Source organism: Pseudoxanthomonas sp. G3 (genome assembly GCF_057654715.1).
On the sequence record NZ_CM172805.1, the window covers coordinates 1,119,537 to 1,143,741 of the forward strand.

General features: G+C 67.5%; 28 protein-coding genes and 5 tRNA genes. 22 read left to right on the forward strand and 11 right to left on the reverse strand.

Going from position 1 to position 24,205, the window contains the following annotated elements:
- Positions 1 to 14 precede the first annotated feature (14 nt).
- The 3 genes from AC23D6_RS05160 to wrbA are packed head-to-tail and all read right to left on the reverse strand — an operon-like array spanning position 15 to position 1,647.
- The gene (locus AC23D6_RS05160; protein WP_487751743.1) at positions 15 to 719 is read right to left on the reverse strand and encodes a hypothetical protein; all 705 of its coding nucleotides are present in this window, start codon (positions 717 to 719) and stop codon (positions 15 to 17) included.
- The gene (locus tag AC23D6_RS05165) at positions 719 to 1,051 is read right to left on the reverse strand and encodes a DUF2069 domain-containing protein (protein WP_487751744.1); all 333 of its coding nucleotides are present in this window, start codon (positions 1,049 to 1,051) and stop codon (positions 719 to 721) included. Before AC23D6_RS05165 ends, AC23D6_RS05160 begins: the two co-directional genes overlap by 1 nt.
- Complete coding sequence (gene wrbA, locus AC23D6_RS05170; RefSeq protein ID WP_487751745.1) at positions 1,051 to 1,647, reverse strand: NAD(P)H:quinone oxidoreductase; 597 nt, start codon at positions 1,645 to 1,647, stop codon at positions 1,051 to 1,053. Before wrbA ends, AC23D6_RS05165 begins: the two co-directional genes overlap by 1 nt.
- A gap of 76 nt (positions 1,648 to 1,723) precedes the next feature.
- Here wrbA and AC23D6_RS05175 point away from each other — a divergent pair, with 76 nt between their 5' ends.
- The 3 genes from AC23D6_RS05175 to AC23D6_RS05185 are packed head-to-tail and all read left to right on the forward strand — an operon-like array spanning position 1,724 to position 3,836.
- Positions 1,724 to 3,001, forward strand: coding sequence for a YihY family inner membrane protein (locus AC23D6_RS05175; RefSeq protein WP_487751746.1), 1,278 nt, complete (start codon positions 1,724 to 1,726; stop codon positions 2,999 to 3,001).
- Positions 2,998 to 3,570: a TlpA family protein disulfide reductase gene (locus AC23D6_RS05180; RefSeq protein ID WP_487751747.1), complete on the forward strand. Its 573-nt coding sequence runs from the start codon at positions 2,998 to 3,000 to the stop codon at positions 3,568 to 3,570. The genes AC23D6_RS05175 and AC23D6_RS05180 overlap by 4 nt, the downstream gene beginning before the upstream one ends.
- Entirely contained in the window at positions 3,570 to 3,836 is a 267-nt protein-coding gene (locus tag AC23D6_RS05185) for an acylphosphatase (protein ID WP_487751748.1), read from the forward strand. The genes AC23D6_RS05180 and AC23D6_RS05185 overlap by 1 nt, the downstream gene beginning before the upstream one ends.
- Positions 3,837 to 3,899: 63 nt before the next feature.
- On the opposite strand, the gene AC23D6_RS05190 is transcribed toward AC23D6_RS05185, so the two are convergent.
- The 8 genes from AC23D6_RS05190 to hemA form a co-directional block, all read right to left on the reverse strand.
- The gene (locus AC23D6_RS05190) at positions 3,900 to 6,236 is read right to left on the reverse strand and encodes a glycosyl hydrolase family 18 protein (RefSeq protein WP_487751749.1); all 2,337 of its coding nucleotides are present in this window, start codon (positions 6,234 to 6,236) and stop codon (positions 3,900 to 3,902) included.
- A gap of 484 nt (positions 6,237 to 6,720) precedes the next feature.
- Entirely contained in the window at positions 6,721 to 7,137 is a 417-nt protein-coding gene (locus AC23D6_RS05195; RefSeq protein ID WP_487751750.1) for a hypothetical protein, read from the reverse strand.
- A gap of 2 nt (positions 7,138 to 7,139) precedes the next feature.
- Positions 7,140 to 7,919 carry a polyphosphate kinase 2 gene (ppk2, locus tag AC23D6_RS05200; protein WP_487751751.1) on the reverse strand — a complete coding sequence of 260 codons (780 nt, stop codon included), beginning with the start codon at positions 7,917 to 7,919 and terminating at the stop codon, positions 7,140 to 7,142.
- Between the two features lie 27 nt (positions 7,920 to 7,946).
- Positions 7,947 to 8,285 carry a helix-turn-helix domain-containing protein gene (locus AC23D6_RS05205; RefSeq protein ID WP_487751752.1) on the reverse strand — a complete coding sequence of 113 codons (339 nt, stop codon included), beginning with the start codon at positions 8,283 to 8,285 and terminating at the stop codon, positions 7,947 to 7,949.
- Between the two features lie 15 nt (positions 8,286 to 8,300).
- Positions 8,301 to 8,819 carry a molybdenum cofactor biosynthesis protein B gene (moaB, locus tag AC23D6_RS05210; RefSeq protein ID WP_487751753.1) on the reverse strand — a complete coding sequence of 173 codons (519 nt, stop codon included), beginning with the start codon at positions 8,817 to 8,819 and terminating at the stop codon, positions 8,301 to 8,303.
- Between the two features lie 26 nt (positions 8,820 to 8,845).
- Complete coding sequence (locus AC23D6_RS05215) at positions 8,846 to 9,298, reverse strand: GNAT family N-acetyltransferase (protein ID WP_487751754.1); 453 nt, start codon at positions 9,296 to 9,298, stop codon at positions 8,846 to 8,848.
- The gene (gene prfA, locus AC23D6_RS05220) at positions 9,295 to 10,380 is read right to left on the reverse strand and encodes a peptide chain release factor 1 (RefSeq protein ID WP_487751755.1); all 1,086 of its coding nucleotides are present in this window, start codon (positions 10,378 to 10,380) and stop codon (positions 9,295 to 9,297) included. Before prfA ends, AC23D6_RS05215 begins: the two co-directional genes overlap by 4 nt.
- On the reverse strand, positions 10,358 to 11,638 hold the full coding sequence (gene hemA / locus AC23D6_RS05225; protein ID WP_487751756.1) for a glutamyl-tRNA reductase: 1,281 nt from the start codon (positions 11,636 to 11,638) through the stop codon (positions 10,358 to 10,360). Before hemA ends, prfA begins: the two co-directional genes overlap by 23 nt.
- A 66-nt stretch (positions 11,639 to 11,704) precedes the next feature.
- Between hemA and AC23D6_RS05230 the strand changes: the two genes are divergently transcribed.
- The 19 genes from AC23D6_RS05230 (at position 11,705) to rplL (ending at position 24,154) form a co-directional block, all read left to right on the forward strand.
- On the forward strand, positions 11,705 to 13,396 hold the full coding sequence (locus AC23D6_RS05230) for a tetratricopeptide repeat protein (protein WP_487751757.1): 1,692 nt from the start codon (positions 11,705 to 11,707) through the stop codon (positions 13,394 to 13,396).
- Positions 13,393 to 14,046, forward strand: coding sequence for a lipoprotein insertase outer membrane protein LolB (gene lolB, locus AC23D6_RS05235; protein ID WP_487751758.1), 654 nt, complete (start codon positions 13,393 to 13,395; stop codon positions 14,044 to 14,046). The genes AC23D6_RS05230 and lolB overlap by 4 nt, the downstream gene beginning before the upstream one ends.
- Positions 14,043 to 14,933: a 4-(cytidine 5'-diphospho)-2-C-methyl-D-erythritol kinase gene (ispE, locus tag AC23D6_RS05240; protein ID WP_487751759.1), complete on the forward strand. Its 891-nt coding sequence runs from the start codon at positions 14,043 to 14,045 to the stop codon at positions 14,931 to 14,933. Before lolB ends, ispE begins: the two co-directional genes overlap by 4 nt.
- Positions 14,932 to 15,007: transfer RNA gene (locus tag AC23D6_RS05245), tRNA-Gln, on the forward strand. Before ispE ends, AC23D6_RS05245 begins: the two co-directional genes overlap by 2 nt.
- Before the next feature lie 34 nt (positions 15,008 to 15,041).
- Positions 15,042 to 16,001, forward strand: coding sequence for a ribose-phosphate diphosphokinase (locus AC23D6_RS05250; RefSeq protein ID WP_487751760.1), 960 nt, complete (start codon positions 15,042 to 15,044; stop codon positions 15,999 to 16,001).
- A 113-nt stretch (positions 16,002 to 16,114) separates the two neighbouring features.
- Positions 16,115 to 16,768: a 50S ribosomal protein L25/general stress protein Ctc gene (locus AC23D6_RS05255; protein ID WP_487751761.1), complete on the forward strand. Its 654-nt coding sequence runs from the start codon at positions 16,115 to 16,117 to the stop codon at positions 16,766 to 16,768.
- A 51-nt stretch (positions 16,769 to 16,819) separates the two neighbouring features.
- Complete coding sequence (pth, locus tag AC23D6_RS05260) at positions 16,820 to 17,404, forward strand: aminoacyl-tRNA hydrolase (RefSeq protein WP_487751762.1); 585 nt, start codon at positions 16,820 to 16,822, stop codon at positions 17,402 to 17,404.
- 71 nt (positions 17,405 to 17,475) lie between these two features.
- The gene (gene ychF / locus AC23D6_RS05265; protein WP_487751763.1) at positions 17,476 to 18,567 is read left to right on the forward strand and encodes a redox-regulated ATPase YchF; all 1,092 of its coding nucleotides are present in this window, start codon (positions 17,476 to 17,478) and stop codon (positions 18,565 to 18,567) included.
- A gap of 108 nt (positions 18,568 to 18,675) precedes the next feature.
- A tRNA-Tyr gene (locus AC23D6_RS05270) sits at positions 18,676 to 18,761 on the forward strand.
- Between the two features lie 38 nt (positions 18,762 to 18,799).
- Positions 18,800 to 18,873 (forward strand) — tRNA-Gly (locus AC23D6_RS05275).
- Between the two features lie 54 nt (positions 18,874 to 18,927).
- Positions 18,928 to 19,003 (forward strand) — tRNA-Thr (locus AC23D6_RS05280).
- A gap of 35 nt (positions 19,004 to 19,038) precedes the next feature.
- On the forward strand, positions 19,039 to 20,229 hold the full coding sequence (tuf, locus tag AC23D6_RS05285; RefSeq protein WP_487751764.1) for an elongation factor Tu: 1,191 nt from the start codon (positions 19,039 to 19,041) through the stop codon (positions 20,227 to 20,229).
- 101 nt (positions 20,230 to 20,330) lie between these two features.
- Positions 20,331 to 20,406 (forward strand) — tRNA-Trp (locus tag AC23D6_RS05290).
- 60 nt (positions 20,407 to 20,466) lie between these two features.
- Positions 20,467 to 20,859, forward strand: a complete 393-nt coding sequence (gene secE / locus AC23D6_RS05295; protein WP_487751765.1) for a preprotein translocase subunit SecE — start codon at positions 20,467 to 20,469, stop codon at positions 20,857 to 20,859.
- A 13-nt stretch (positions 20,860 to 20,872) separates the two neighbouring features.
- Positions 20,873 to 21,430 (forward strand): transcription termination/antitermination protein NusG, encoded by a 558-nt coding sequence (gene nusG / locus AC23D6_RS05300; protein ID WP_334180639.1) that lies wholly within the window; start codon positions 20,873 to 20,875, stop codon positions 21,428 to 21,430.
- 198 nt (positions 21,431 to 21,628) lie between these two features.
- Positions 21,629 to 22,057, forward strand: a complete 429-nt coding sequence (gene rplK / locus AC23D6_RS05305; protein WP_055945202.1) for a 50S ribosomal protein L11 — start codon at positions 21,629 to 21,631, stop codon at positions 22,055 to 22,057.
- 3 nt (positions 22,058 to 22,060) lie between these two features.
- Positions 22,061 to 22,759 carry a 50S ribosomal protein L1 gene (gene rplA / locus AC23D6_RS05310; RefSeq protein WP_093296322.1) on the forward strand — a complete coding sequence of 233 codons (699 nt, stop codon included), beginning with the start codon at positions 22,061 to 22,063 and terminating at the stop codon, positions 22,757 to 22,759.
- Positions 22,760 to 23,185: 426 nt separating this feature from the next.
- Entirely contained in the window at positions 23,186 to 23,722 is a 537-nt protein-coding gene (gene rplJ / locus AC23D6_RS05315; protein WP_093487379.1) for a 50S ribosomal protein L10, read from the forward strand.
- 60 nt (positions 23,723 to 23,782) lie between these two features.
- A complete protein-coding gene (rplL, locus tag AC23D6_RS05320; protein ID WP_487751766.1) occupies positions 23,783 to 24,154 on the forward strand; it encodes a 50S ribosomal protein L7/L12 in 372 nt (123 codons plus the stop codon).
- The last annotated feature ends 51 nt before the right edge of the window (positions 24,155 to 24,205 follow it).

The window sequence follows — 24,205 nt, forward strand, 5'->3', positions numbered from 1 at the left end:
GCTCCTGCCGGCGCTTAGGGCGCGCCTGGCGTTGTGTCCGGGGGTGTCAGGTCGTAGGGCTCGCCGTAGTGCTCGCAGATCGTTTCCAGCGCGCGCGAGGGCGGGGCCACCACCTGCGGATTATCGCCGCTTTGCCGGGTGAACGTGCAGGCGACGCGGGTCACGTTGCCGGCGTCGTCGCCGCTGGCATCCACCTGCACCATCAGGTCCATGCTGCCGTACTCCAGCGGCAGCGCACGGGGCATGTCGAGCTTCCACAGGTGGAATTCCCAACTGCAGCAGCTCGAACGCCCGGCCTCCACCAGCCAGCCGTCGATCACCCGCAGTTCGTAATAGCCGCCGGTGAAAAAGTGCACCAGCGTGCGCGTCGCTGGATCGATGCGGTAGAGATCGCCGTCGCAGTTGGGGCCGGCACCGCACATGCCGCGGACTTCGACTTCATGCCATCCGTCCTGGTCGATGTCCGCCAGGGCCGCGTGGCCCATCGGCGTCTCGGCGGCGTCCTGCTCGATCTCCCGTCGGTCGCAGACGCGGCCCGCTTCGCAACCGAGCACGGCGACATAGCGGCGCGTTTCCGGCGAGTGACATTCGGTGGACAGCGACAGCGTGCTGCCGTCGCGGTTGGCCACGCGGACCGGATCGGCCGGTTCGCAGACCGCGTCCTGCGCCCACGCGCACGGCGCCAGCAGGCATAGCAGCAGGGCGGCGACGAAGCGCATCACGCCTTCTTGCCGAACCGCTTGGCGAAGGCCGGCCAGCTGGTGGCGATGACGATCCCGATCGACAGCACGATGCCGGCCCAGGCGAAGGGGGCCTTCACCGGATCGGCCCAGGCCACCATCACCGCATGCGAGAACCAGAACAGCGCCGCCACGCCGGCCCAGAACGCCGCAGTGCGCCGCCGCGTCATCACGCCGATCATCAGCAGCAGGGGCGGCAGCGAGAACAGCAGCAGGGCGAGCGTGTACTGGCGGTCGCCGTAGAACCACACGGCATAGAGGATGGCCAGCAGTTGCAGCAGGCCGGCCAGGATCAGGCGGGAGCGTTCCATCAGCGTGCCTCCAGGCGGCGGGCGATGTCGGCCACGCGACGGCCGAGCGCGCGCGCGAGGGCGGCTTCCTCGTCGCTCGGGTGCGGATCGTTCTCGCCGCCGGCGACATGGCTGGCGCCGTAAGGTGTGCCGCCGGTGCGCGTGGTGCTGAGCTGCGGTTCGGTGAAGGGAATGCCGACGATCACGCAGCCGTGATGCAGCAAGGGCACCTGCATGGAGAGCAGGGTGGACTCCTGGCCGCCGTGCTGGGTGGCGGTGGAGGTGAACACCGCCGCCGGTTTGCCGACCAGCGTGCCGCTGGCCCATTCGGCACCGAGCCCGTCGATGAAATGCTTGACCGGTGCGGCCATGTTGCCGAAACGGGTGGGGCTGCCCAGCACCAGGCCCGCACACTCGACCAGGTCCTGCCGCTCCACGTAGGGCGCGCCGTCCTCGGGCACGGGCGGTGCGGCCTGCTGCGTCACTGCGGCCACCGGCGGCACGCTGCGCAGGCGGGCCGTCATGCCGTCCACTTCGCCCACGCCCCGCGCGATCTGCCGCGCCAGCTTCGCCACGGAACCGCCGCGGCTGTAATAGAGCACCAGGATCTCGGGCATGGGCCGTCTTCGTCGTTCGGGGAGTGCCCAGTATCGGCGATGTCGTGCCCTTGGCCTATCGGTTACGCTTCCGCCCATGGAGCCCCTGGACTCGTTGAACCGCTGGACCGAACGCGTGCGAGACCGCGCGCGGATGGGCACGTTCTTCCGTTTCCTGGCCAAGCGCTTCCTCGACGACCGCCTGTTCCAGGCCGCCGGTTCGCTGGCCTACACCACGCTGTTCGCGCTGGTGCCGCTGGCGATGGTGGTGTTCGGCGTGCTGTCGGCGTTCTCCACGTTCCAGGAGTGGAGCGACCAGTTGCGCGACTACATTTTCGCCAACTTCCTGCCGGGCGCCGCGGCAAGCCTGAAAACCAAGCTGGACGGCTTCCTCGACAACACCGGCAAGCTCACCGCGGTGGGCGTGATCGCGCTGGTCGTGTCGCTGCTGATCACGCTCAACAGCATCGAGGCGACCTTCAACCGCATCTGGCGGGTGCACAGCGCACGGCCGAAGCTGTCGCGCTTCCTGGTCTACTGGACCGTGCTGACGCTGGGCGCGCTGATGGCCGCGGCCTCGCTGGCGCTGTCGGCGCGCTTCTACGCGCTTCCCGTGTTCGCGACCAGCGGCGGCAAGTGGCTGCAGACGCTGTCGCTGAGCCTGGCGCCGGTGCTGATCGAATTCGCCGCCATCGTGGTGATCTACCGCGTGGTGCCGCACCGGACCATCAAGTGGCGCTATGCCGTGGCCGGCGCGCTGCTGGCGACGGTCTTGCTGGAACTGGCGAAGTGGGGCCTGGGCGTCTATCTCGGCAGCTTCAGCGCGTACCAGAAGATCTATGGCGCGGTGGCCGCCGCACCGATCCTGTTGCTGTGGATCTTCCTCTGCTGGGTGGCGGTGCTGCTGGGGGCCTCGCTCGCCTCCGGCATGGCCGCGTTCCGCTACCAGCCGGTGGCGCTGCGCCTGCCGCTGGGCTACGAGCTGTACGGCCTGCTGCGCATGCTGGGCCGGTTCGCGCAGGCGCGCGAGCAGGGCAGGGGCCTGCACAGCGATCAGATCCTGGCGATGGAACCCATGCTGACCGATTCGCTGATCCAGCAGATGCTCGGCCAGCTTGCGGGGATCAACCTGCTCCGCCGCGACGAGGAAGGCGAGTGGCTGCTGTCCCGCGACCTCGACGACCTGACCCTGGGCGACCTGTACGAGGCCTGCAAGCTGCGCGTGCCCGTCGCCGAGGCGCACCTGCCGTTCCACGACGATGCGCTCGGCCGCGCCGCACGCACCGCGCTGGACGATCTGCGCGTGCCGCTGCGCGAATTGCTGAAGAAGCGTGTCAGCGACCTGTACACCGATACCCACCAGGAGCCCGCATGAAGTCCGTTTCCGCCTTGTCGCTTGCCGTCGTGCTGTCGCTTGCGGCGTGCAACGCCGGCTCTGCACCGTCCGAAGCGGCGCAGCCCGCCATCGAGGCGCATGTGCAGGACGTCGATCCCGATGCGGAGAAGCCCGCCGAGCGGACGGCGGAGATGCCGACCTTGCAGGTGAAAACCCTGGACGGTGCCGACTACACGCTGGCCGCGCATCGCGGCAAGTGGGTGGTGGTGAATTTCTGGGCCACGTGGTGCGCGCCGTGCCTGAAGGAAATGCCGGACCTGTCCGCGCTGGACAGGGACAACGCGCACATCGAGGTGATCGGCCTGGCCTACGAAGAAATCGAGGCGGACGAGCTGAAGGCCTTCCTGGCCGAGCGCCCGGTGGTGTATCCCATCGCCGTCCTCGACGTGTACAACCCGCCTGCGGATTTCGCCACGCCGCGCGGCCTGCCGCTGACCTACCTGATCTCGCCGGACGGCAAGGTCGCCAAACAGTTCCTCGGCCCGGTGACGGGCAAGGAGATCGAAGCCGCGATCGCCGCCGCGGGCGGGCCGCAAGCGAAGGCCTGATGCCGGCCGTGCGCTTCCTCGTCAGCGGCAAGGTGCAGGGCGTGTTCTTCCGCGCGTCGACGCGGGAACGTGCGTTGGACCTGGGCCTGAGCGGGCGCGCGACCAACCTGCCGGATGGGCGCGTCGAAGTGATCGCCGACGGCGATCCCGCTGCGCTCGATGCGCTGGAGGCCTGGCTGCAGCACGGGCCGCCCGCGGCCCGCGTCGACGCCGTGGCGCGCAGCGCGTGGGACGGGGTCGTGCAAGCAGGCTTCGTGACCGGCTGAAGCGTCCTTCGTCACGACAGGCAAGGAAGCGGCCCTGCGGCCGCTTCCCTGCGCTGACGGCGGTTACTCCAGTCCCGCACTCATCGTCTTGGCCAGGGTGCCCTGCGCATCGTCGCCGCTGAGCTCCCAGAAGAACGCGCCACCCAGTCCCTGCACCTTGGCGTAGTTCATCTTCTCGGTGACGATCGCCGGGTTGTCGAACGACCAGAACGTGGTGCCGTTGTAGATCCAGTGCGCGCGCGCCACTGGATCGATGAAGCTAGGCCAGGCCAGGTTCTTCAGCACCCGGTAGTCCTCGTTGCCTGCTTCGTACGTGCCCGCGGCGGCGCTGCCGCTCTGGTACAGGCCGTTGTTGACGTTGGGCACGTTGGTCCAGCCCCGGCCGTAGAAGCCGATGCCCAGGTTCAACTTGGAGGCCGGCACGCCGCGCGCCAGGAAGGCCTCGACCGCATCGTTGCTGTTGTAGAAGCGGACGTCACCCGTGGAAGGATCGTTGGGCGAATCGAACAGCGCCGAGTGGTGGTTGGTGCGCGGCTCCCATGTGCCGTGGAAGTCGTAGCTCATGAGATTGATGAAATCCAGGTACTGCGCGTACTGGCCCGGATCGGTGGCCGCGATCTTGTCCACGCCGGCCCCCACTGCCACCGTGAGCAGCAGGCCGGGGCGCACCGCGTTGAGCTGGCTGCGGAACTCGGCGAGCAGTGCCGTGAAGTTGGCGCGGTCCTCCGCCGTGCCGCAGCTGAGGCCGCAGGCATTCGGGTACTCCCAGTCCAGGTCGATGCCGTCGAACACGCCCAGCGCCGCGCCCGTACCGCCGGCGCCGTCGGTAACGGGCAGGTTGCCGCGGATGTAGGCATCGATGCACGAGGCCACGAAGGCCTGACGGTTGGCCGGCTTGGCCGCTTCGGAGAAGCCGCGCGACCAGGTCCAGCCGCCCAGTGAGATCAGCACCTTCAGGCCGGGATGCTTGGCTTTCAGTTCCTTCAGCTGGTTCCAGTTGCCGCGCAGCGGCTGGTCCCAGGTGTCGGCCACGCCATCCACGCTTTCCGCCGCGCTGAAGGCCTTGGTGTAGTCGGCGAACGCATCGCCGCCCGCACCGGTGGCTTCGTTGCTGGGCTGGGTCACGCCGACCTCGCACCGGTTGTTGCGGACGTTGCCGAAGGCGTAGTTGATGTGCGTGAGCTTGGCGGCCGTGCCGCTGATGTCGATGTTCTTCACCCGGTAGTTGCGCGCATAGATGCCCCACTGCACGAAGTAACCGAGCAGCCGCTTGTTGCCGCCCCCGCCGCCGGACGTGGTGCTGCCGCTGAGGGCGCTGCTCTGCGCCGACGCGTTGCCGGCCACATCGCGGGCGCGCACGGTGAAGCTGTAGCTGGTGGCCGCGGCCAGGCCGGTCACGGTGTAAGTGTTGCCGCTGGGTGATCCGGCAAGCGCGCCATTGCGGTAGACGTCGTAGCCGGCCACGCCGCTGCCGCCGCTGTTGTCCGTGGAGGCGTTCCACGCCAGCGAGATGCTGCTGCTCGTCTGGGCGACGATTGCAAGACCGGTGGGCACCGAGGGAGCGACGGTATCGCTGGCCGCCGATGTGGTCACGCTGAGGGCGCCGCTCTGCGCGGACGCATTGCCGGCATTGTCGCGCGCACGGACGGTGAAGCTGTAGGTCGTGTTGGCCGCCAGCCCCGTGCTGGTGAAACTGGTGCCGCTGGCCGAGCCCGCGAGCGTGCCATTGCGGTAGATGTCGTAACCGGCCACGCCGCTGCCGCCGCTGTTGTCGGTAGAGGCATTCCATGCCAGCGACACGCTGGACGCGGTTTTCGCAGGCGCGTTCAGGCCGGTCGGCACGCTGGGGGCGATGGCGTCGGAGGGCGTGGCCACGGTGATCGTGGCAGTGGCCGACTGCGCGGTCGCGCCACCGTTGTCGGTGGCGACGGCGCGGAAGGCGTGGCTGCCGGCCGTCGCATTGGTCCAGGTCGCGGCATACGGCGCCGTGGTGTCCACGCCCAGCGACGCTGTGCCGCGGAAGAATTCCACGCTCACGACGGTGCCATCGCTGTCGCTGGCGGTGGCGCTGACGGTCACCGTGCTGCCGGTGGCGACGGTGGCGCCGTTGGCGGGCGCCGTCAGCGCAACGCTGGGCGGCTGGTTGGTGCCGGTGCCGCATGCGCCGAGGTCCTGATACCAGCCGCAGGTCGTGCAATGCGTGGGTGGCGCATTCCAGATCTGGACCTTCGCCTCGTACAGCCGGTTCTGGTACACCAGCTTGTCGCCGGGGTTGTAGATGGTGGATGCCGTCCACGCGGGTATGCCGCTGCAGCTGACGGTCTGCGCGTAGGCGCTGCCGCTGCCGGCCATCGCCAGTAAGGCGATCAGCCCGTAAGTCCTGCCCAAGCTCCTCAACATGTTCACTCTCCCATAGCCTTGCCTAAGGTGAAGGTCGCGGACTGCAGGGCAGTCCCCGTCGTGCCGGGTAGTGCGGTGTGGGGGTGGACGGGCCGCGTCGGTCCGCCGGATGCCGGTATGCCGCACGCACGCGTGAACCGATGTGATGCAGTTGGGCTATCGCAATTGTTGGCGCTGCGATGTCCTGCCTGCGTTGGTAAGCAGACGGAACATGCGGACGCGCGACACGCGGCGCGTCACCCGCGAAGACGCGCGTGCGCGCAGGCCATCGCTGCGCATGCCGCCTGGTGCGCGGCGCACCGACACGTCATGACCGTGTCTTGTCCGGTGGCGACCCGTGGATGGCACGTCGGGTGCGGGGACAGGTCGTGGTTGTCAGGAAAGAGGTTCTACGGACACGGGACTGACGTCCGGTGACGCCCTGGTCGCTGACATGCAGGGCGTCGACGGTGCGTGCGGGTTGTGTCATCGGCTGACGGACGCCTCAGGGCTCGGTCGCTTCCTGCAAGCGCAACGCGCGCGCGGCCTGGTCTTCGCTCAACGGCGGTGGCCGCGCGACGGCCGCCTGCACGGGCTCCTTCCAGCCGGGTATCTTGCGCGCACCCTTCTGGATCTGCTGCGCCGCCGTGCCGGCGAGCACCGGCACGATGCCGCCGTTCTTGCCGAGCTGTTCCAGGCTGGGCGGCTCGCGCCAGCGCTCGTCGAGTGCGCCGGCGTCGACGTCGATGGGATTGCGGAAGCGGTAGAGATCCACCACTTCCTCCGGCTCCGGCCGGACGATCATCGTTTCCAATGTTGTTGCCGAGGCGTCGTCCTTGGGCGCTTCTTCCGCGCCGGCCGCGTCCTGCGCCATCGCGCGCGAAGCCGCCAGCCACAGCGCGGCCACAAAGGGCAGCCGCACGATCAACCGCCGCGCTGCGGCTTGATCGGCTTGAGCACGCCGTAGCGTTCCTTGTGCAGCTTGCCCCGCAGGGGTGGCAGGCCCAGGGGTTCGATCGGCACCCGGGTGTCGGGCAGGCGGTCGAGCAGGTCGCGCAGGAGGGTCAGGCGGCCGACGCGCTGATCGTTGAAATCCACCAGCGTCCACGGGGCATGCGCCGTATGGGTGGCCTTGAGCATGGCTTCGCGCGCGGCGGTGTAGTCGGCGTACTTCTCGCGCGCCTTCAGGTCGATGGGCGACAGCTTCCAGCTCTTCAGCGGCTCTTCCGCGCGCTCGGCGAAGCGCTCTTCCTGCTGGGCCTGGTCCACGCACAGCCAGTACTTGAACAGCAGGATGCCGTCGTCGGTGATGCCGCGTTCGAACACCGGCGCCTGCTGCAGAAAGCGCTCGTACTGGTCGTCGGTGCAGTAGCCCATCACCTTCTCGACGCCGGCCCGGTTGTACCAGCTGCGGTCGAACAGCACGATCTCGCCCGCGGCCGGCAGGTGCGAGATGTAGCGCTGGAAATACCACTGCGTCGCTTCGCGTTCGCTCGGCTTGGGCAACGCCACCACACGGCACTGGCGCGGGTTGAGGTGTTCGGTGATCGCGCCGATCGCGCCGCCCTTGCCGGCGGTGTCGCGGCCTTCCATCACCACCACGATGCGCGCGCCGCAGTGGGAGGCCCACCGCGCCATCGCGGCCAGTTCCAGTTGCAGCGGTTTCAGACGGGCTTCGTAGTCCTTGCGCTTGAGCGGCTTCATCGCGTCGTCCTGTGCGGCGGGGAGGGATCAGCGTTTGCGGCGTGCGGGGTGTCCGGCCATGCTGCGCGCGACCTCCAGCAGGGCGCCCTGCTGGCGGGTGTTGAGGGCGCGGTAGGCCGCGAGCAGGTCGTGTTCGCCCTGCGTGCGCGCGGGATCGAACGTGGAGGCGAGTTCGGACAGCAGTGCGCCGGCGGGCACGCCGAGCGCGCGTGCCAGCGCATTGAGCTGGTCGCGGCCGGGCAGCTTGTCGCCGGCCATCCAGGATTTCACCGTGGCCACGCCGGCGCGCGGGATGGCGGCGGCGAGATCCGCGGCGGTCAGGCCGCTGGCCTTGGCGAGCAGGCGCAGGGTGGTATCAAGCGACATCGCGGATCTCCTGGCTCATTCCTTCAGGCGGGGACGCAGCGTGGCGAGGTTGCAGGGCTTGGTGCGCGCGTCCAGCTGCGCGCGGATGATGCTTTCCCACGCGGTACGACAGGCGGAGGTCGACCCTGGCAGGCAGAACAGGAACGTCTGGTTGGCGAGGCCCGCGAACGCGCGCGATTGCAACGACGAGGTGCCGATCTCGTCGAAGCTGATCTGCCGGAACAGTTCGCCGAAGCCCGGCATTTCCTTGTCCAGCAGCGGCAGCAGCGCTTCGGGCGTGGAGTCGCGGCCGGTGAAGCCGGTGCCGCCGGTGACGAGGATGCCGTCCACCGCGGGATCGGCGATCCATTGCGAGACCTGCGCGCGCAGGCGATAGCGGTCGTCGGGCAGCAGGGCGCGGGCGTACAGGTGGTGGCCTTCGTGTGCGAGGGCGTCGGCCAGGTAATCGCCGGAGCGGTCATCGGCGAGGGTGCGGCTGTCCGAAACGGTCAGCACGCAGAGGTGCAGCGGGATCAGGTCGTCGGCATGGCTCATGCCGCGAACGATAGCGCACTCGCGCGTCAGCGGAGCGGCAGGCGGTAGCGCAGTGTGCCGTCGTACAGCGTCCAGCCCAGTGCCTGATAGAGGGCCTGCGCCGTGTGGTTGTCGTGGTCGGTTTCCAGTTCCAGGCGCAACGCGCCGTCGTCGCGTGCGAAGTCGGAGGCGGCCGACAGCAGGGCGCGCGCCGCGCCGCTGCGACGCGCCTCGGGCAGCACCAGCAGATCGTTGAGGATCCAGACGCGGGCGGCGCTGACGGAGGAGAACGCGGGGTAAAGCTGCACGAAGCCGACGGCGTGTTCGCTCTGCCAGGCGAGCAGGACCACGGATTCGTCGCGCTCCATGCGTGCCCGTATGAAGTCGCGCGCCAGCGCCGGGTCGCTCGGCTTGCCGTAGAACTGCCGGTAGAGATCGAACAGCTGCGACACGGCATCCAGGTGGTTCAAACCGGCGCGGCGGACCATCGTGGTTGTCATGCGGACTCCGTCAGGCGGGCCAGTTCGTCGGCCAGATGCTCACGACCAAGGCGGTCGATCAGTTCGTCCAGATCGCCCTGGATGATGTTGGGCAGATCGTACAGGGTCAGGCCTTCGACGCGGTGATCGGTGATTCGCCCTTGCGGGAAGTTGTAGGTGCGGATGCGTTGGCTGCGGTCGCCGCTGCCGACCTGCAGGCGCCGCGTCTCGGCCTGCGCGGCCTGCTGCTTGCTGCGTTCGGCCTCCAGCAGTTGCGCCTTCAGGCGCTTCATCGCCTTGTCGCGGTTGGCGTGCTGGCTGCGCTCGGTCTGGCACTCCACCACCACGCCGGTGGGCACGTGGGTGATGCGGATCGCCGATTCGGTCTTGTTGACGTGCTGGCCGCCCGCGCCGGAAGAGCGGAACGTATCGACCTTCAGGTCGGCCGGGTTGATGACGATGTCGTCCACCTCGTCCACGTCCGGGATGATCGCCACGGTGGCGGCCGAGGTGTGGATGCGGCCTTGCGATTCGGTCTCCGGCACGCGCTGCACGCGATGGGTACCGGATTCGAACTTCAGCTTGGAGTACGCGCCGCGGCCGACGATGCGGGCGACGATTTCCTTGTAGCCGCCGTGTTCGCCGGGGTTGTCCGATTCGACCTCGACCTTCCAGCCGTGACGCTCGGCGTAGCGCGCATACATCCGGAACAGGTCGCCGGCGAAGATCGCCGCTTCGTCGCCGCCGGTGCCGGCGCGCACTTCCAGGAACAGGTTGCCGTCGTCGCGTCCGTCCTTGGGCAGCAGCAACAGCATCAGGGCATCGTCGAGCTCGGCCAGGCGCCGTTGTGCGGCCTCGATCTCCTCATCGGCGAGTTCGGCCAGTTCGGGGTCTTCGCGCATCGCGCGCGCCGCGGCCAGGTCGGCCTGCGCGCGCTTCTCGTCGGCCATCGCAGTGGCCACGGGTTCCAGCTGGGCGAATTCGCGCGAGAAGGCGCGGAAACGCTCGCCATCGCCGATCACGCCGGGATCGGCGAGCAGGCGTTCGAGTTCTTCGCGGCGTTCGGCCAGCGCTTCGAGCTTACGGCGCAGCGTCGGCGTCATCGTCTTTCTTCGAATGCGAATACGGCGCCTGCGCGGGGAACAGGCGATCGGCGGCGCGCACGAGGTCGCCGTCGCCGCTGAGCGCGGCTTCGCGCAGCGCGGCGGTGGGCGGATGCAGCAGGCGGTTGGTCAGCGTATGGGCGAGGAACTCCAGCACCTGCTCCGGCTCGCGGCCGTTGGCGAGTTGTTGGCGGGCCTTGGCCAGCACATCCTCGCGGGTCGACTCGCCCAGCGCGCGCAGGCGCTTGAGCGGTTCGGTGCAGGTGCCGGCATGCAGGCTCTCCATGAAGCGGCCGACCTGCACGTCGATGATCGCCTCGGCTGCATCGGCGGCTTCACGCCGGCCGCGCCGGTTGTCTTCGACGGCGCGCTCCAGGTCGTCCACGGTGTAGAGGTAGGCATCGCGCAGGTCCGCCACCGAGGACTCGATGTCGCGCGGCACGGCCAGGTCGAACAGCAGCATCGGCTTGTGCTTGCGCTTGGCCAGCGCGGCGGCGACTTGCGCCTGCAACACGACGGGCTCGCGCGCGGCGGTGGCGGAGAACACCACGTCGGCTTCGGCCAAGTGGCGGTCCAGTTCGGTCAGCGGCAGCGCGTAGCCGCCGTGGCGGGTGGCCAGCTCCTGCGCGTGGGCCAAGGTGCGGTTGGCGACCAGCAGGCGGCGTACGCGGCCTTCGCTGAGATGCTTGGCGGCCAGCTCGATGGTTTCGCCGGCGCCGACCAGCAGCACGGTGGAGTCGCTGAGCCGGGAGAACGAGTTCTGCGCCAGCCGCACGGCGGCGGAGGCGACCGAGACCGGGTTGGCGCCTACGCGCGTGTCGGTGCGCGCGCGCTTGGCCACGGCGAAGGTCTGCTGGAACAGGCGGTCCAAGCGGTTGCCCAGCGCGCCGTGTTCGCGCGCGATGGCCCAGGCGTCCTTCACCTGGCCCAGGATCTGCGGTTCGCCCAGCACCATCGAATCCAGGCCCGTCGCCACGCGGAACAAGTGGCGTACGGCGTCCGCGTCACGGTGGCGGTACAGATAGCCGTCCAGCCCGTCGGCGTGCGTGGCCAGCCAGCTGGCCAGCACATCGCCATCCTCGGCTACGGCATAGAGTTCGGTACGGTTGCAGGTGGAGAGCAGGGCCGCTTCCGCCACCGCCGGCAGCGCGCGCAGCGACGACAACGCGTGCGGCACCGTGCCGGCGTCGAAGGCCACCCGTTCGCGCAGGTCGACCGGCGCGGTCTGGTGGTTCAATCCGAGGACCCACAACGTCATCGTTCAGGTGCTTGCAGTAAGCTGCTGGCTCATCAGGGCCGCCATTTTACGGCCGACATGACCTTCATGCCCGAAATGATGCGTACCACCCTCGCCGCGCTGGTCCTGGGGGTCTTGGCCCCACTGGCGACAGCCGCGCCGTCCGGCGCGCGCGTCGAGCGCCAGGACGATGCGCTGACCACGGTGATGGCGGGCGAGTTCGCCCTGCAGGCCGGCCAGTTGCCGGATGCCGCCCGCTGGTACCTTGATGCCGCTCGCCGGGACGACGACGCCGGTTTGGCCGAGCGGGCCACGCGCATCGCGCTGCTGGCCAAGGATGACGCCCGCGCCGCCGAGGCCCTCAAGCTGTGGCGCGCGCGATCCCCACGCACGCTGGCGCTCCGTGGCGCCGAAGCCACGCTGGCCCTGCGACAAGGGCAGGCGCGGGTCGCGCGGCGGGAACTGGCCGCGTTGATGAAGGAGCCGGAAGAATTGGGCTGGCGCCACGCGCTGACCGCGCTGGCCAGCGGCAGCAAGGACCCCCAACTCGCCGCGCGACTGCTGCGCGAGCTGGTCAACGACGGCGCCATTCCCAACACCTTGCAGGCGTGGCTGGCCTTTACCGGCCTGGCCCAGCAGCTCGACCAGCCGGCACTGGCCGAGCGCATGGTCGCCGACGTAGTGAAGCGCTTCTCCGGCGAGCCCCAGGTGGTGCTGCTGCAGGCCAGCCAGTTCATCCAGGCCGACCGCAAGGACGAGGCGCGCAAGGTGCTGGATGGCTTGCTGCCCAAGGCCGCCGGCGACAGCGGGCTGCGCCTGAAACTGGCCGAGGAGTACGACCGCCTGGGTGATTCGGTGGCGGCGTCGCGCGCGCTGGGCGAAGGCCCGCAGGACACGCTGACCTACGGACTGCGCGCGCGTCTGCTGGCGAAGGCGGAGGACACGGCGGCGCTCACCGCACTGTATGAAGAGGTGAAGAAGACGGCGAACGGCGCGGACCAGCCCACGGAGTTCAGTCCGGATCGGCGGCTGCTGCTCGGGCAGATGGCCGAATTCCTGAAGCGACACGATGAAGCCCTGGCCTGGTATCGCAGCGTACCGGCCGGCGAGCAGCGGTCCGAAGCGCGCTTGCGGGCGATTTCCGCGCTGTTCGACCTGGGCCGCAAGGACGAGGCGTTCGCCGAAGCGCGCGCGCTGCAGGCCGACGCCAGCGTCGAGGATGGCGCGCGACGCGATGCTTACCTGATGGAAGCCGAGTTGCGGCAGAAAGACGGTCAAGCCGAGGGCGAACTGGATGTGTTCGCGCGCGGCTTGGCGGCTTATCCGGATGATCTTGCGCTGTTGTACTCGCGCGGCCTGGCGTGGGAGCGTCGCGACAGCATCGAGCATGCCGAGGCCGATTTCCGCCGCATCTTGGTGATCGAGCCGGACAACGTCGCCGCCTTGAATGCCTTGGGCTACACGCTGGCCGACCGCACCACGCGCTACCAGGAAGCTCTGGAACTGATCGATCGCGCACGTACTGCCGCGCCGGACGATGCGGCGATCATCGACAGCTACGGTTGGGTGTTGTATCGCCTGGGTCGCAACGCGGAGGCGCTGGTGGAATTGCGTCGCGCCTTCACGATGCAGAAGGACGCCGAGATCGCCGCCCACGTCGCCGAGGTGCTGTGGGTGATGGGGCAGAAGGACGAAGCGCGCCGGTTCTTCGAAGAGGCGCGCAAGATCGACCCCGACAACCGCTCGCTGCTGCGGGCGCTGGAGAAGACCGGCGCATGACCACGTTCCGTTTTCTTGCGGCAGGGCTGGTCGCCCTGTCGATGGCAGGCTGCGCCACGCGCGGCCCCACCTCCGATGCGCCCGTGCTGACCGATGCGGCCGCCCTGGCGTCGGCACGCACCGCGCAGGCAAGCCGGCAGGCATGGCTGGAAGCGCGCACGGACTGGACGTTCGCCGGGCGCGTGGCGGTGAACGCCAACGGCAAGGGCGGCAGTGGCCGGATCGATTGGAAACAAACGGCCTCGACGGCGTACGAAGTCGCCCTGAGCGCACCGGTGACCCGGCAGAGCTGGCGTCTGAGTGGCGACCTGGCGTCCGGCGCAGCACGGCTGGAAGGGCTCGAAGGCGGCACACGGGAAGGCGCGGATGCGGAGCGCCTGCTGGGGGAGGCCACCGGATGGAATATTCCGCTCGCCTCGCTCGCGCGCTGGGCGCGCGGCCTGGAGGACCCTACCGCGCCGACCGAGCTCGCCGAATATGGCACCGACGGCTACCTGCGCACGCTTCATCAGCGCGGATGGCGGGTGGACTACCTGGAGTGGACACCTGCCGAAGGCGCCCAGCCGGTTATGCCGCGCCGCATCGAGGCGCGCCGAGAGGGCGCGACGGTGAAGCTCGCCATCGACCAGTGGCAGCTGGGGTCGCCGTGACCGCATTCCCCGCGGAACAAGGCTGGTCGGACTGGCCGGCCCCTGCGAAGCTGAACCTGTTCCTCCAGATCACCGGCCGACGCGCGGATGGCTACCACCTGCTGCAGACCGTGTTCCGCTTGCTGGACTGGGGCGACACCGTCCACCTGCGTCTGCGCGACGACGGCCAGGTGCGCCGCATCGGCGAGTCGGTGCCAGGGGTGGCAGAGGCCGATGATCTGCTGGTTCGGGCAGCCAAATTGCTGCAAGTGGAAGCCAATATCGGCCAAGGTGTCGATATCGGCATCGAAAAGCGTATTCCGGCGGGTGGCGGCTTCGGCGGCGGCTCGTCCGATGCGGCCACCGTTTTGGTGGCCCTGAACCATCTCTGGGGCGCAGGTCTCGACACGGCCACGCTGTGCGGGTTGGGTGCGCGCTTGGGCGCGGACGTGCCGGTCTTCGTGCGTGGTGAGAATGCCTGGGCCGAGGGGGTGGGAGAGGTTCTGACGCCCCTGTCGCTGCCCGAGGCCTGGTATTTGCTGGTCGACCCCGGCGTCCACGTGCCCACCGCGGCCCTGTTCCAATCTCCGGATTTGACGCGTGATGCTGCACCCGCGAAAATATCGGACTTCGTTTCGGGATCGTTGCTCGGCAATGCGTTCGAGCCGGTCGTGCGTCGCCGGGAGCCTGCCATCGAGGCGGTGCTGTCGGCACTTTCGCATGTCGGCCGTGCGCGTCTGACCGGCTCGGGTGGTGGCTGCTTCGTGCAGTTCGCCGACTGGGCCGCTGCCGACGCTGCGCTGATGTCCCTGCCTGCCGGGCTGCGCGCCTGGGTGGTGCAGGGCGCGGCGCGCTCGCCGCTGCTGGATGCGCTGGCGCAGGTCCGCGGGATGGAGAAAAACGCCTAGGGGCGTCGCCAAGTGGTTAAGGCACCGGGTTTTGATCCCGGCATTCGTAGGTTCGAATCCTTCCGCCCCTGCCAATCCATAGTCCAGCCGCATCCGCCGAGACGACCCATGCAAGACGAACGTAACCTGCTTGTGTTCTCCGGCAACGCCAACAAGCCGTTGGCGAGCAGCATCTGCCGCGAGCTGGGCGTGCGTCCGGGCAAGGCGCTGGTGTCCCGGTTCTCCGATGGCGAAGTGCAGGTGGAGATCCAGGAGAACGTGCGCCGGCAGGAAGTGTTCGTCGTGCAGCCGACCTGCGCGCCGAGTGCCGAGAACCTGGTGGAGTTGCTGGTCCTGATCGACGCGCTCAAGCGCGCATCGGCCGCCAGCGTCACCGCGGTGGTTCCGTACTTCGGCTACGCCCGCCAGGACCGCCGCATGCGCTCTTCGCGCGTGCCGATCACGGCGAAGGTGGCGGCGAAGATGTTCGGTGCGGTGAGCGCGGACCGCGTGCTGACGGTGGACCTGCATGCGGACCAGATCCAGGGGTTCTTCGACATCCCGGTCGACAACGTGTATGCGTCCCCGCTGCTGCTGGCCGACATCTGGCGCGCTTACGGCACGGAGAACCTGCTGGTCGTGTCGCCCGACGTCGGTGGCGTGGTGCGCGCCCGCGCGGTCGCCAAGCGCCTCGATGATGCCGATCTGGCGATCATCGACAAGCGCCGTCCGCGCGCCAACGTTGCCACGGTGATGAACATCATCGGCGACGTGGAAGGCAAGGACTGCGTGCTGGTGGACGACATCGTCGACACCGCGGGCACCCTCTGCGCCGCGGCGGCGGCGCTGAAGCAGCACGGCGCCAAGAAGGTGGCGGCGTACTGCACCCATCCCGTGCTCTCGGGCCCGGCGGTGGACAACTTGAACAACTCGGTGCTCGACGAACTCGTTGTCACCGACACCATCCCGCTCTCGTCGCAGGCGCAGGGCTGCAGCAAGATCCGCCAGCTGTCGGTGGCGGAACTGCTGGCGGAAACGATCCGCCGCATCGCCTTTGGCGAGTCGGTCAGTTCGTTGTACGTCGATTGAGTCTCCGCCGCGCGCCAGTTCATCGGGGCGTGGCTTTCCGGGTTCATCTGGTCGCGGATGAGCCTTTCATCAGATCGCCGCAGGGCGATCCAACAACCTAGGTAGTGAAGCAAATGGCTAAGACACATGAAATCAAGGTCGAGCGCCGCGCAGACGAGGGTAAGGGTGCGAGCCGCCGCCTCCGTCACGCGGGTGCCGTGCCTGCCATCGTCTACGGTGGCGAACTCAAGCCGGTCAGCATCCAGCTGAACCACAACGAAGTCTGGCTTGCCAGCCAGAACGACTGGTTCTACGCGTCGATCCTGGACCTGAGCCTCAATGGCGACATCCAGAAGGTCCTGCTGCGCGACATCCAGCGCCATCCGTACAAGCAGCAGATCATGCACCTGGACTTCCAGCGCGTGAACGAGAACGAGACGCTGCGCACCGCGGTGCCGCTGCACTTCCTCAACGAAGACAAGTCGCCCGCCGGCAAGTCCGCCGAAGTCGTGGTCACCCACGAACTGAACGAAGTCGTCGTCGAGTGCCTGCCGAAGGACCTGCCGGAGTTCATCGAGATCGACCTGGCCGACCTGGCCATCGGCGCGGTGATCCACCTGTCCGACGTCAAGCTGCCGGCCGGCGTGACCATCCCCGAGCTGAAGCTGGGCAAGGAACACGACGTCGCCGTCGTGATCGCCAAGCACGGCAAGGAAGAGGCCGAGGAAGCTCCGGCGGAGTCGGCCGAAGTGCCGGCGTCGAAGGTCGCCAAGAAGGACGACAAGTAATCGCGTGAGCCTGCGCCCGCTCGCGCGGGCGCAGGTGCGCGGTGCGTCCCCATGGCAGGCTTGCGCCTCATTGTCGGACTGGGCAATCCCGGTACCGAACATGCCCGAACCCGGCACAACGCCGGGTTCCATTTTGTCGACGCCCTGGCGGACCGGCAGGGTGAGCGGTTCGGGCTGGAGAGCAAGCTGGTCGGCGAGACCGCCAAGGTCATCGTGGCCGGGCAGCCGGTCTGGCTGCTGAAGCCGGCCACCTACATGAACCTGAGTGGCAAATCGGTCGCTGCGGCGTTGCGGTTCTGGAAGATCGCCCCCGAGGAAGCCTTGCTGGCGCACGACGAGCTTGACCTGGCACCGGGCACGGCGCGACTCAAGTTCGATGGTGGCCACGGCGGCCAGAACGGGTTGCGCGACACCATCCAGCACCTGGGCCACGGCAAGTTCCACCGCCTGCGGATCGGCATCGGCCATCCTGGGCACAAGGACCGGGTGACCGGCTGGGTGCTGGGCAAGCCCGGCAAGGACGACGAGATCCTGATCGCGCGGGCGATCGACGATGCCATTGACGTGCTGCCGCTCGCGGTGGCGGGCAATTTCATGGATGCGATGACACGCTTGCACACTGCAAAGCCGGCGTGAGTGGAGAGCAGTGAGGAGTGAGGGGCGCGCGCGTCACTCACTCCTGACTTCTCACGACTCACTTCTCGAATATGGGCATTAAATGCGGCATCGTCGGTCTGCCGAACGTCGGCAAGTCGACCCTGTTCAACGCGCTGACCAAGGCGGGCATCGCCGCGGCCAACTTCCCGTTCTGCACCATCGAGCCGAACGTGGGCGTGGTGCCGGTGCCGGACCCGCGCCTCAACCAGCTCGCCGAGATCGTGAAGCCGCAGAAGGTCATCCCGACCGCGGTGGAGTTCGTCGACATCGCCGGCCTGGTCGCCGGCGCGGCCAGCGGCGAGGGCCTGGGCAACAAGTTCCTGGCCCACATCCGTGAGGTCGACGCGATCACCCATGTGGTGCGCTGCTTCGAGAACGACGACGTCATCCACGTGAACAACCGGATCGACCCGATTTCGGACATCGAGACCATCGATACCGAGTTGGCGCTGGCCGACCTGGAAAGCGTCGAAAAGGCGCTGAACCGCGCGGAGCGCTCGGCCAAGGCGGGCGAGAAGGACGCCATCGCGCGCAAGCCCGTGCTGCAGAAGCTGCAGGCCGGCCTCAACGACGGCAAGCCCGGCCGCGCGCTGGGCCTGGACGAGGAAGAGAGGGCGCTGGTCCGCGACCTGTTCCTGCTCACCCTGAAGCCGGTGATGTACGTGGCGAACGTGCTGGAGGATGGCTTCGAGAACAATCCGCACCTGGAGGCCGTGCGCGCGCGCGCCGCCACCGAGGGCGCCCAGGTGGTGCCGGTTTCGGCCGCCATCGAGGAAGAGCTGTCCCAACTGGACGACGCCGACCGTGACGCCTTCCTGGCCGATCTCGGCCTGGACGAGCCGGGCCTGAACCGGGTGATCCGGGCCGCCTACACGCTGCTGGGCCTGCAGACCTATTTCACCGCCGGCGTGAAGGAAGTGCGGGCCTGGACGGTGAAGGCCGGATCCACCGCGCCCCAGGCGGCTGCGGTCATCCATACGGACTTCGAAAAGGGCTTCATCCGGGCCGAGACCATCGCGTTCGACGACTTCCTCAAGTACCGGGGTGAGGCGGGCGCGCGCGACGCGGGTCGCCTGCGCCTGGAAGGCAAGGAGTACCGCGTGCAGGAAGGCGACGTCCTGCATTTCCGATTCAACGTCTGAGAAAAAAGTGCATCGGGCGCGTTGACAGACGGTCCGGTACACGCCAAAATCTCGGGCTGTTTCACCCTGGTTTGATTTGGCCGCCTGGCCGGTCAGTCCGGTGATCCCGGAGGGATACCCAAGCGGCCAACGGGGGCAGACTGTAAATCTGCTGGCTTACGCCTTCGGTGGTTCGAATCCACCTCCCTCCACCAGTTTTTCGTTGTTGTTTCGAGTTGTGTGGTCTCCCGGTGCGGGAGTAGTTCAATGGTAGAACTGTAGCCTTCCAAGCTACTAGTGCGGGTTCGATTCCCGTCTCCCGCTCCACTGAACGCCAGTACAGGGTCTGCAGCAAGTCCAGGCAACACCAACCGGTTCCACGCTCACGTAGCTCAGTCGGTAGAGCACCTCCTTGGTAAGGAGGAGGTCGAAGGTTCGATTCCTTTCGTGAGCACCACTTCCCATTGACGATCCACTCGAGAACTAGCAGCCATGGCAAAGGGTAAATTCGAACGCACCAAGCCGCACGTGAACGTGGGCACGATTGGCCACGTTGACCACGGCAAGACGACGCTGACGGCGGCGCTGACGAAGATTGGCGCGGAGCGTTTCGGTGGCGAGTTCAAGGCGTACGACGCGATCGACGCGGCGCCGGAAGAGAAGGCGCGCGGCATCACGATTTCGACGGCGCACGTGGAATACGAATCGGCCTCGCGCCATTACGCGCACGTGGACTGCCCGGGGCACGCCGACTACGTGAAGAACATGATCACCGGTGCGGCCCAGATGGACGGCGCGATCCTGGTGTGCTCGGCCGCCGACGGCCCGATGCCGCAGACGCGTGAACACATCCTGCTGTCGCGCCAGGTGGGCGTGCCGTACATCGTCGTGTTCCTGAACAAGGCCGACATGGTGGACGACGCCGAGCTGCTGGAGCTGGTGGAGATGGAAGTCCGTGAGCTGCTGAGCAAGTACGAGTTCCCGGGCGACGACACCCCGATCATCTCGGGCTCGGCCCGTCTGGCGCTGGAAGGCGACCAGAGCGAGATCGGCGTGCCGGCGATCCTGAAGCTGGTGGACGCGCTGGACACCTGGATCCCGACCCCGGAGCGCGACATCGACAAGCCGTTCCTGATGCCGGTGGAAGACGTGTTCTCGATCTCGGGCCGCGGCACCGTGGTGACCGGTCGTATCGAGCGCGGCATCATCAAGGTGGGCGACGAAATCGAAATCGTCGGTATCCGTCCGACCCAGAAGACCACGGTCACGGGCGTGGAAATGTTCCGCAAGCTGCTGGACCAGGGCCAGGCGGGCGACAACGCCGGTCTGCTGCTGCGCGGCACCAAGCGTGACGACGTGGAGCGCGGCCAGGTGCTGGCCAAGCCCGGTTCGATCACTCCGCACACCGAGTTCGAGTCCGAAGTCTACGTGCTGAGCAAGGACGAGGGCGGCCGCCACACGCCGTTCTTCAAGGGCTACCGTCCGCAGTTCTACTTCCGCACGACCGACATCACCGGTGCGGTGCAGCTGCCGGAAGGCGTGGAGATGGTGATGCCGGGCGACAACGTGAAGATGACGGTGACCCTGATCAACCCGGTGGCGATGGACGAAGGCCTGCGTTTCGCGATTCGCGAAGGCGGCCGTACCGTCGGCGCCGGCGTGGTGGCCAAGATCATCAAGTAAGCCCCTGCGGTCCCGGCGACGGGTTCGCCGGATAGCGCGAAGGGCGGGCCGGAACCTCGGTCCGCCTTCGCCGTCTAAGGGAAGGTTGTAGCTGTACCGATACGCCAGTAGCTCAATTGGCAGAGCAGCGGTCTCCAAAACCGCAGGTTGGGGGTTCGAGTCCCTCCTGGCGTGCCACTTCCTTCCCCGGAGTGCGGGTTTCCCGGCGCTCCCTCCAGAGCAAAGAGCGACACTGACTTGAACAGCAAGGTCGAACAATCCAAGGCGGCCGCCACCTCCGCGGGCGATATCGCCAAGTACGCGCTGGCGCTTGCGCTGGTCGTCGCGGGCCTCGTGGCCTGGTGGTTCTTCAATGGCCAGTGGGCTACGCCGCTGCGTTCGCTGGCGGTAGTCGCGGGCCTGGTGCTGGGCGCGCTGGTGTTCCTGGGTACCGCCAAGGGCCGCGATACGCGCGAGTTCCTGGCCGAGTCCCGTTTCGAGCTGCGCAAGGTCGTGTGGCCGACCCGCGAGGAAGCGACCCGCACCACGTGGGTGGTCATCGTGGTCGTCATCCTGCTTAGCCTGATCCTGGCCGGCTTCGATTTCACCATCCAGTGGCTGATCGAGAAGTTCCTGAATTTTGGCCGTTGAGGAGAGTGTCGCAGTGAAGCGTTGGTATGTCGTCCATGCTTATTCGGGCTTCGAGAAGTCGGTAGCCCAGGCCCTGCGCGACCGCATCGTCCGCGATGGCATGCAGGAAAAGTTCGGCGACGTGCTTGTCCCGACTGAAGAAGTCGTGGAAATGCGCTCCGGCCAGAAGCGCCGTTCCGAGCGCAAGTTCTTCCCCGGCTACGTGCTGGTGCAGATCGAGACCCACGACGAAGGCGGCATCCCGCGCATGGACAGCGAAAGCTGGCACCTGGTGAAGGACACGTCCAAAGTGCTGGGCTTCATCGGTGGCACCGCCGACCGTCCGCTACCCATCCGCGATGAAGAGGCTGCGGCCATCCTGGACCGCGTCCAGGAAGGCGTCGAGAAGCCGAAGCCGAAAGTGCTGTTCGAGCCGGGCGAGATGGTCCGCGTCACCGATGGTCCGTTCAATGACTTCAACGGCGTGGTCGAGGAAGTCAATTACGAGAAGAGCCGCCTGCGTGTGGCAGTGCTGATCTTCGGCCGTTCCACCCCGGTGGAACTGGAATTCGGCCAAGTCGAGAAGGCCTGAGTCGGCGGCCGGGCCCGCCCAAGCGGGCCCGCCAAAACCCTGTTATACTGCGCGGCTCCCTGAACGGTTGAGCCGGGCAGGAGCCGTGGCCGCCTCAGGGCGGCCATTGACGCGTTCGAGATACGCGATGCCGGGACGCGTGATTTTCCCGGTCCGATGGGGAGCCTTCACAGGCGCTAGCACCCGGAGAGTACTCACATGGCAAAGAAAGTTGTCGGTTACATCAAGCTGCAGGTGAAGGCCGGTCAGGCCAACCCCTCGCCGCCGGTCGGTCCTGCGCTGGGCCAGCGCGGCCTGAACATCATGGAATTCTGCAAGGCGTTCAACGCCGCCACACAGAAGCTGGAGCCGGGTCTGCCGATTCCGGTGGTCATCACGGCCTACTCCGACCGTACCTTCACCTTCATCACGAAGACGCCGCCGGCGTCGATCCTGTTGAAGAAGGCCGTTGGCATCACGTCCGGCTCCAAGCGCCCGAACACCGAGAAGGTGGGCAAGGTCACCCGCAAGCAGCTCGAGGACATCGCGAAGGCGAAGGAGCCCGACCTGACCGCGGCCGATCTGGACGCAGCGGTGCGCACGATCGCGGGTTCCGCCCGCTCCATGGGCCTGACGGTAGAGGGTTAAGAGATGGCACAGAACAAGCGACAGAAGGCCATCCTGGCCGCCGTGACCCCCGGCAAGGCGTACGCCATTGACGAGGCCCTGAAGATCATCAAGACCGCGGTGAAGTCGAAGTTCGTCGAGTCCGTCGACGTCGCCGTGCGCCTGGGCGTGGATGCCAAGAAGTCGGACCAGCAGGTCCGTGGCTCCACCGTGCTGCCCGCCGGCACCGGCAAGTCGGTCCGCGTGGCGGTGTTCGCCCCGGCTGGCGCCAAGGCTGACGAAGCCGCCGCCGCTGGCGCCGAAGCCGTCGGCATGGACGACCTGGCCGAGAAGATGCTGGCCGGCGACATCAACTACGACGTGGTCATCGCCACGCCGGACGCGATGCGCGTGGTCGGCAAGCTGGGTACGGTCCTGGGCCCGCGCGGCCTGATGCCGAACCCGAAGGTCGGCACCGTGTCCCCGAACCCGGCCGAGGCGGTCAAGAACGCCAAGTCGGGCCAGGTGCGCTACCGCACCGACAAGGCCGGCATCATCCACTGCACCATCGGCAAGGCCAGCTTCGATGACGAAGCGCTGAAGTCGAACCTGCAGGCGCTGCTGATCGATCTGGTGAAGGCCAAGCCGGCCACCTCCAAGGGTCAGTACCTGCAGAAGATCTCGGTCAGCTCGACCATGGGCCCCGGCGTGACCGTGGACCAGTCCTCGCTGTCCCTGAAGTAAGCAATAAGCAGGAACGAGAGGAGAGGAGTGAGAAACGAGTAGAAGCGGCACTGCCAAGGCCCACTCGTTCCTCGTTCCTCAACACTCGTTCCCAACCTTTTGAGGGCAGTCGCTCAGGCCGGAATCCCGGTGCAAGCGACAGCCGTCAAAGACCGCAGGTGCGGTCAGCGCGCAACGACGACGGGCAGGGAAGCTCGTGCTGGCAGGGAATCGCCGTCGTGGCTAGCGGGATCGCTTAATCCATTCCCCCGGGAATGCGCCTGCGCAGATGGTGCCGCCTTCTGGAAGTTTTCTGGAGCACGACCGCAGGGTCGCCAGTCAGACAGGCCACCGCCGGGACCTCTGCGTCCCCGGGACCCAGGGAAGGGTGCCGTCCAGGACCGCGAACGGCAGGAGCCGCGAGCGGAGTCAATAAGTGAGGAGTGTATGGCTCTCAATCTGTCCCAGAAGCAAGAAGTAGTCGCCGAACTGGCAGACGTCGCCGCCAAGGCGCACTCCCTGGTCGCCGCCGAATACGCAGGCACCACGGTCAGTCAGATGACCGCGATGCGCAAGAAGGCCCGCGAGACCGGCGTGTACTTGAAGGTTGTCAAGAACACGCTGGCCGTGCGTGCCGTGGCCGGTACCGAGTTCGAGGTTGTCCAGGACAAGCTCGTCGGTCCGCTGCTGTATGCGTTTTCGACCGAGGAGCCCGGCGCCGCCGGTCGCCTGATCAAGGAATTCGCCAAGGGTAACGACAAGCTGCAGCCGAAGGTCGTCTCCGTGGGTGGCCAGCTGTATCCGGCCAGCCATGTGGAAGTCCTGGCGTCGCTGCCGACCCGCGATCAGGCCCTGGCCATGCTGGCCCGCGTCCTGGCCGAACCGGCCTCGATGTTCGCCCGCGCCGTCAAGGCCGTGGCCGACAAGCAGGGCGGTGGCGAAGCGCCGGCGGAAGCCGCCGCCGAAGCCCCGGCCGAAGCCTGATTCGACGTCTTCTACGGTTCTACGAACCCTAATCCCAGATAATTTCCAAAGGTAAACACAATGTCCCTTTCCAACGAGCAGATCGTCGACGCCATTGCCGGCAAGACCCTGATGGAAGTGATGGAGCTGGTCAAGGCCATCGAAGAGAAGTTCGGCGTCTCCGCCGCCGCCCCGGTCGTCGCCGCTGCCGGTCCGGCCGCCGCCACCGCCCCGGTCGAAGAGCAGACCGAATTCACCGTTGTCCTGAAGGACGCCGGCGCCAAGAAGGTCGACGTGATCAAGGCCGTCCGCGCCATCACCGGCCTGGGCCTGAAGGAAGCCAAGGACCTCACCGAGGCCGGCGGCGTCCTGAAGGAAGCCGTGTCGAAGGAAGACGCCGACAAGTTCAAGAAGGAACTCGAAGCCGCTGGTGCGAGCGTCGAAGTCAAGTAAGTCGTATCCGTCGCCGGATTGCTCAGGCGACAACCCGAGGCCGGGGGCGAA

Bases quoted from the DNA above. Each gene is read 5' to 3' on its own strand.
- AC23D6_RS05160 (WP_487751743.1), bottom strand. From the start codon at position 719: ATGCGCTTCGTCGCCGCCCTGCTGCTATGCCTGCTGGCGCCGTGCGCG.
- AC23D6_RS05165 (WP_487751744.1), bottom strand. From the start codon at position 1,051: ATGGAACGCTCCCGCCTGATCCTGGCCGGCCTGCTGCAACTGCTGGCC.
- wrbA (WP_487751745.1), bottom strand. From the start codon at position 1,647: ATGCCCGAGATCCTGGTGCTCTATTACAGCCGCGGCGGTTCCGTGGCG.
- AC23D6_RS05175 (WP_487751746.1), top strand. From the start codon at position 1,724: ATGGAGCCCCTGGACTCGTTGAACCGCTGGACCGAACGCGTGCGAGAC.
- AC23D6_RS05180 (WP_487751747.1), top strand. From the start codon at position 2,998: ATGAAGTCCGTTTCCGCCTTGTCGCTTGCCGTCGTGCTGTCGCTTGCG.
- AC23D6_RS05185 (WP_487751748.1), top strand. From the start codon at position 3,570: ATGCCGGCCGTGCGCTTCCTCGTCAGCGGCAAGGTGCAGGGCGTGTTC.
- AC23D6_RS05190 (WP_487751749.1), bottom strand. From the start codon at position 6,236: ATGTTGAGGAGCTTGGGCAGGACTTACGGGCTGATCGCCTTACTGGCG.
- ppk2 (WP_487751751.1), bottom strand. From the start codon at position 7,919: ATGAAGCCGCTCAAGCGCAAGGACTACGAAGCCCGTCTGAAACCGCTG.
- AC23D6_RS05205 (WP_487751752.1), bottom strand. From the start codon at position 8,285: ATGTCGCTTGATACCACCCTGCGCCTGCTCGCCAAGGCCAGCGGCCTG.
- moaB (WP_487751753.1), bottom strand. From the start codon at position 8,819: ATGAGCCATGCCGACGACCTGATCCCGCTGCACCTCTGCGTGCTGACC.
- AC23D6_RS05215 (WP_487751754.1), bottom strand. From the start codon at position 9,298: ATGACAACCACGATGGTCCGCCGCGCCGGTTTGAACCACCTGGATGCC.
- prfA (WP_487751755.1), bottom strand. From the start codon at position 10,380: ATGACGCCGACGCTGCGCCGTAAGCTCGAAGCGCTGGCCGAACGCCGC.
- hemA (WP_487751756.1), bottom strand. From the start codon at position 11,638: ATGACGTTGTGGGTCCTCGGATTGAACCACCAGACCGCGCCGGTCGAC.
- AC23D6_RS05230 (WP_487751757.1), top strand. From the start codon at position 11,705: ATGCCCGAAATGATGCGTACCACCCTCGCCGCGCTGGTCCTGGGGGTC.
- lolB (WP_487751758.1), top strand. From the start codon at position 13,393: ATGACCACGTTCCGTTTTCTTGCGGCAGGGCTGGTCGCCCTGTCGATG.
- AC23D6_RS05250 (WP_487751760.1), top strand. From the start codon at position 15,042: ATGCAAGACGAACGTAACCTGCTTGTGTTCTCCGGCAACGCCAACAAG.
- AC23D6_RS05255 (WP_487751761.1), top strand. From the start codon at position 16,115: ATGGCTAAGACACATGAAATCAAGGTCGAGCGCCGCGCAGACGAGGGT.
- pth (WP_487751762.1), top strand. From the start codon at position 16,820: ATGGCAGGCTTGCGCCTCATTGTCGGACTGGGCAATCCCGGTACCGAA.
- ychF (WP_487751763.1), top strand. From the start codon at position 17,476: ATGGGCATTAAATGCGGCATCGTCGGTCTGCCGAACGTCGGCAAGTCG.
- tuf (WP_487751764.1), top strand. From the start codon at position 19,039: ATGGCAAAGGGTAAATTCGAACGCACCAAGCCGCACGTGAACGTGGGC.
- rplK (WP_055945202.1), top strand. From the start codon at position 21,629: ATGGCAAAGAAAGTTGTCGGTTACATCAAGCTGCAGGTGAAGGCCGGT.
- rplA (WP_093296322.1), top strand. From the start codon at position 22,061: ATGGCACAGAACAAGCGACAGAAGGCCATCCTGGCCGCCGTGACCCCC.
- rplJ (WP_093487379.1), top strand. From the start codon at position 23,186: ATGGCTCTCAATCTGTCCCAGAAGCAAGAAGTAGTCGCCGAACTGGCA.
- rplL (WP_487751766.1), top strand. From the start codon at position 23,783: ATGTCCCTTTCCAACGAGCAGATCGTCGACGCCATTGCCGGCAAGACC.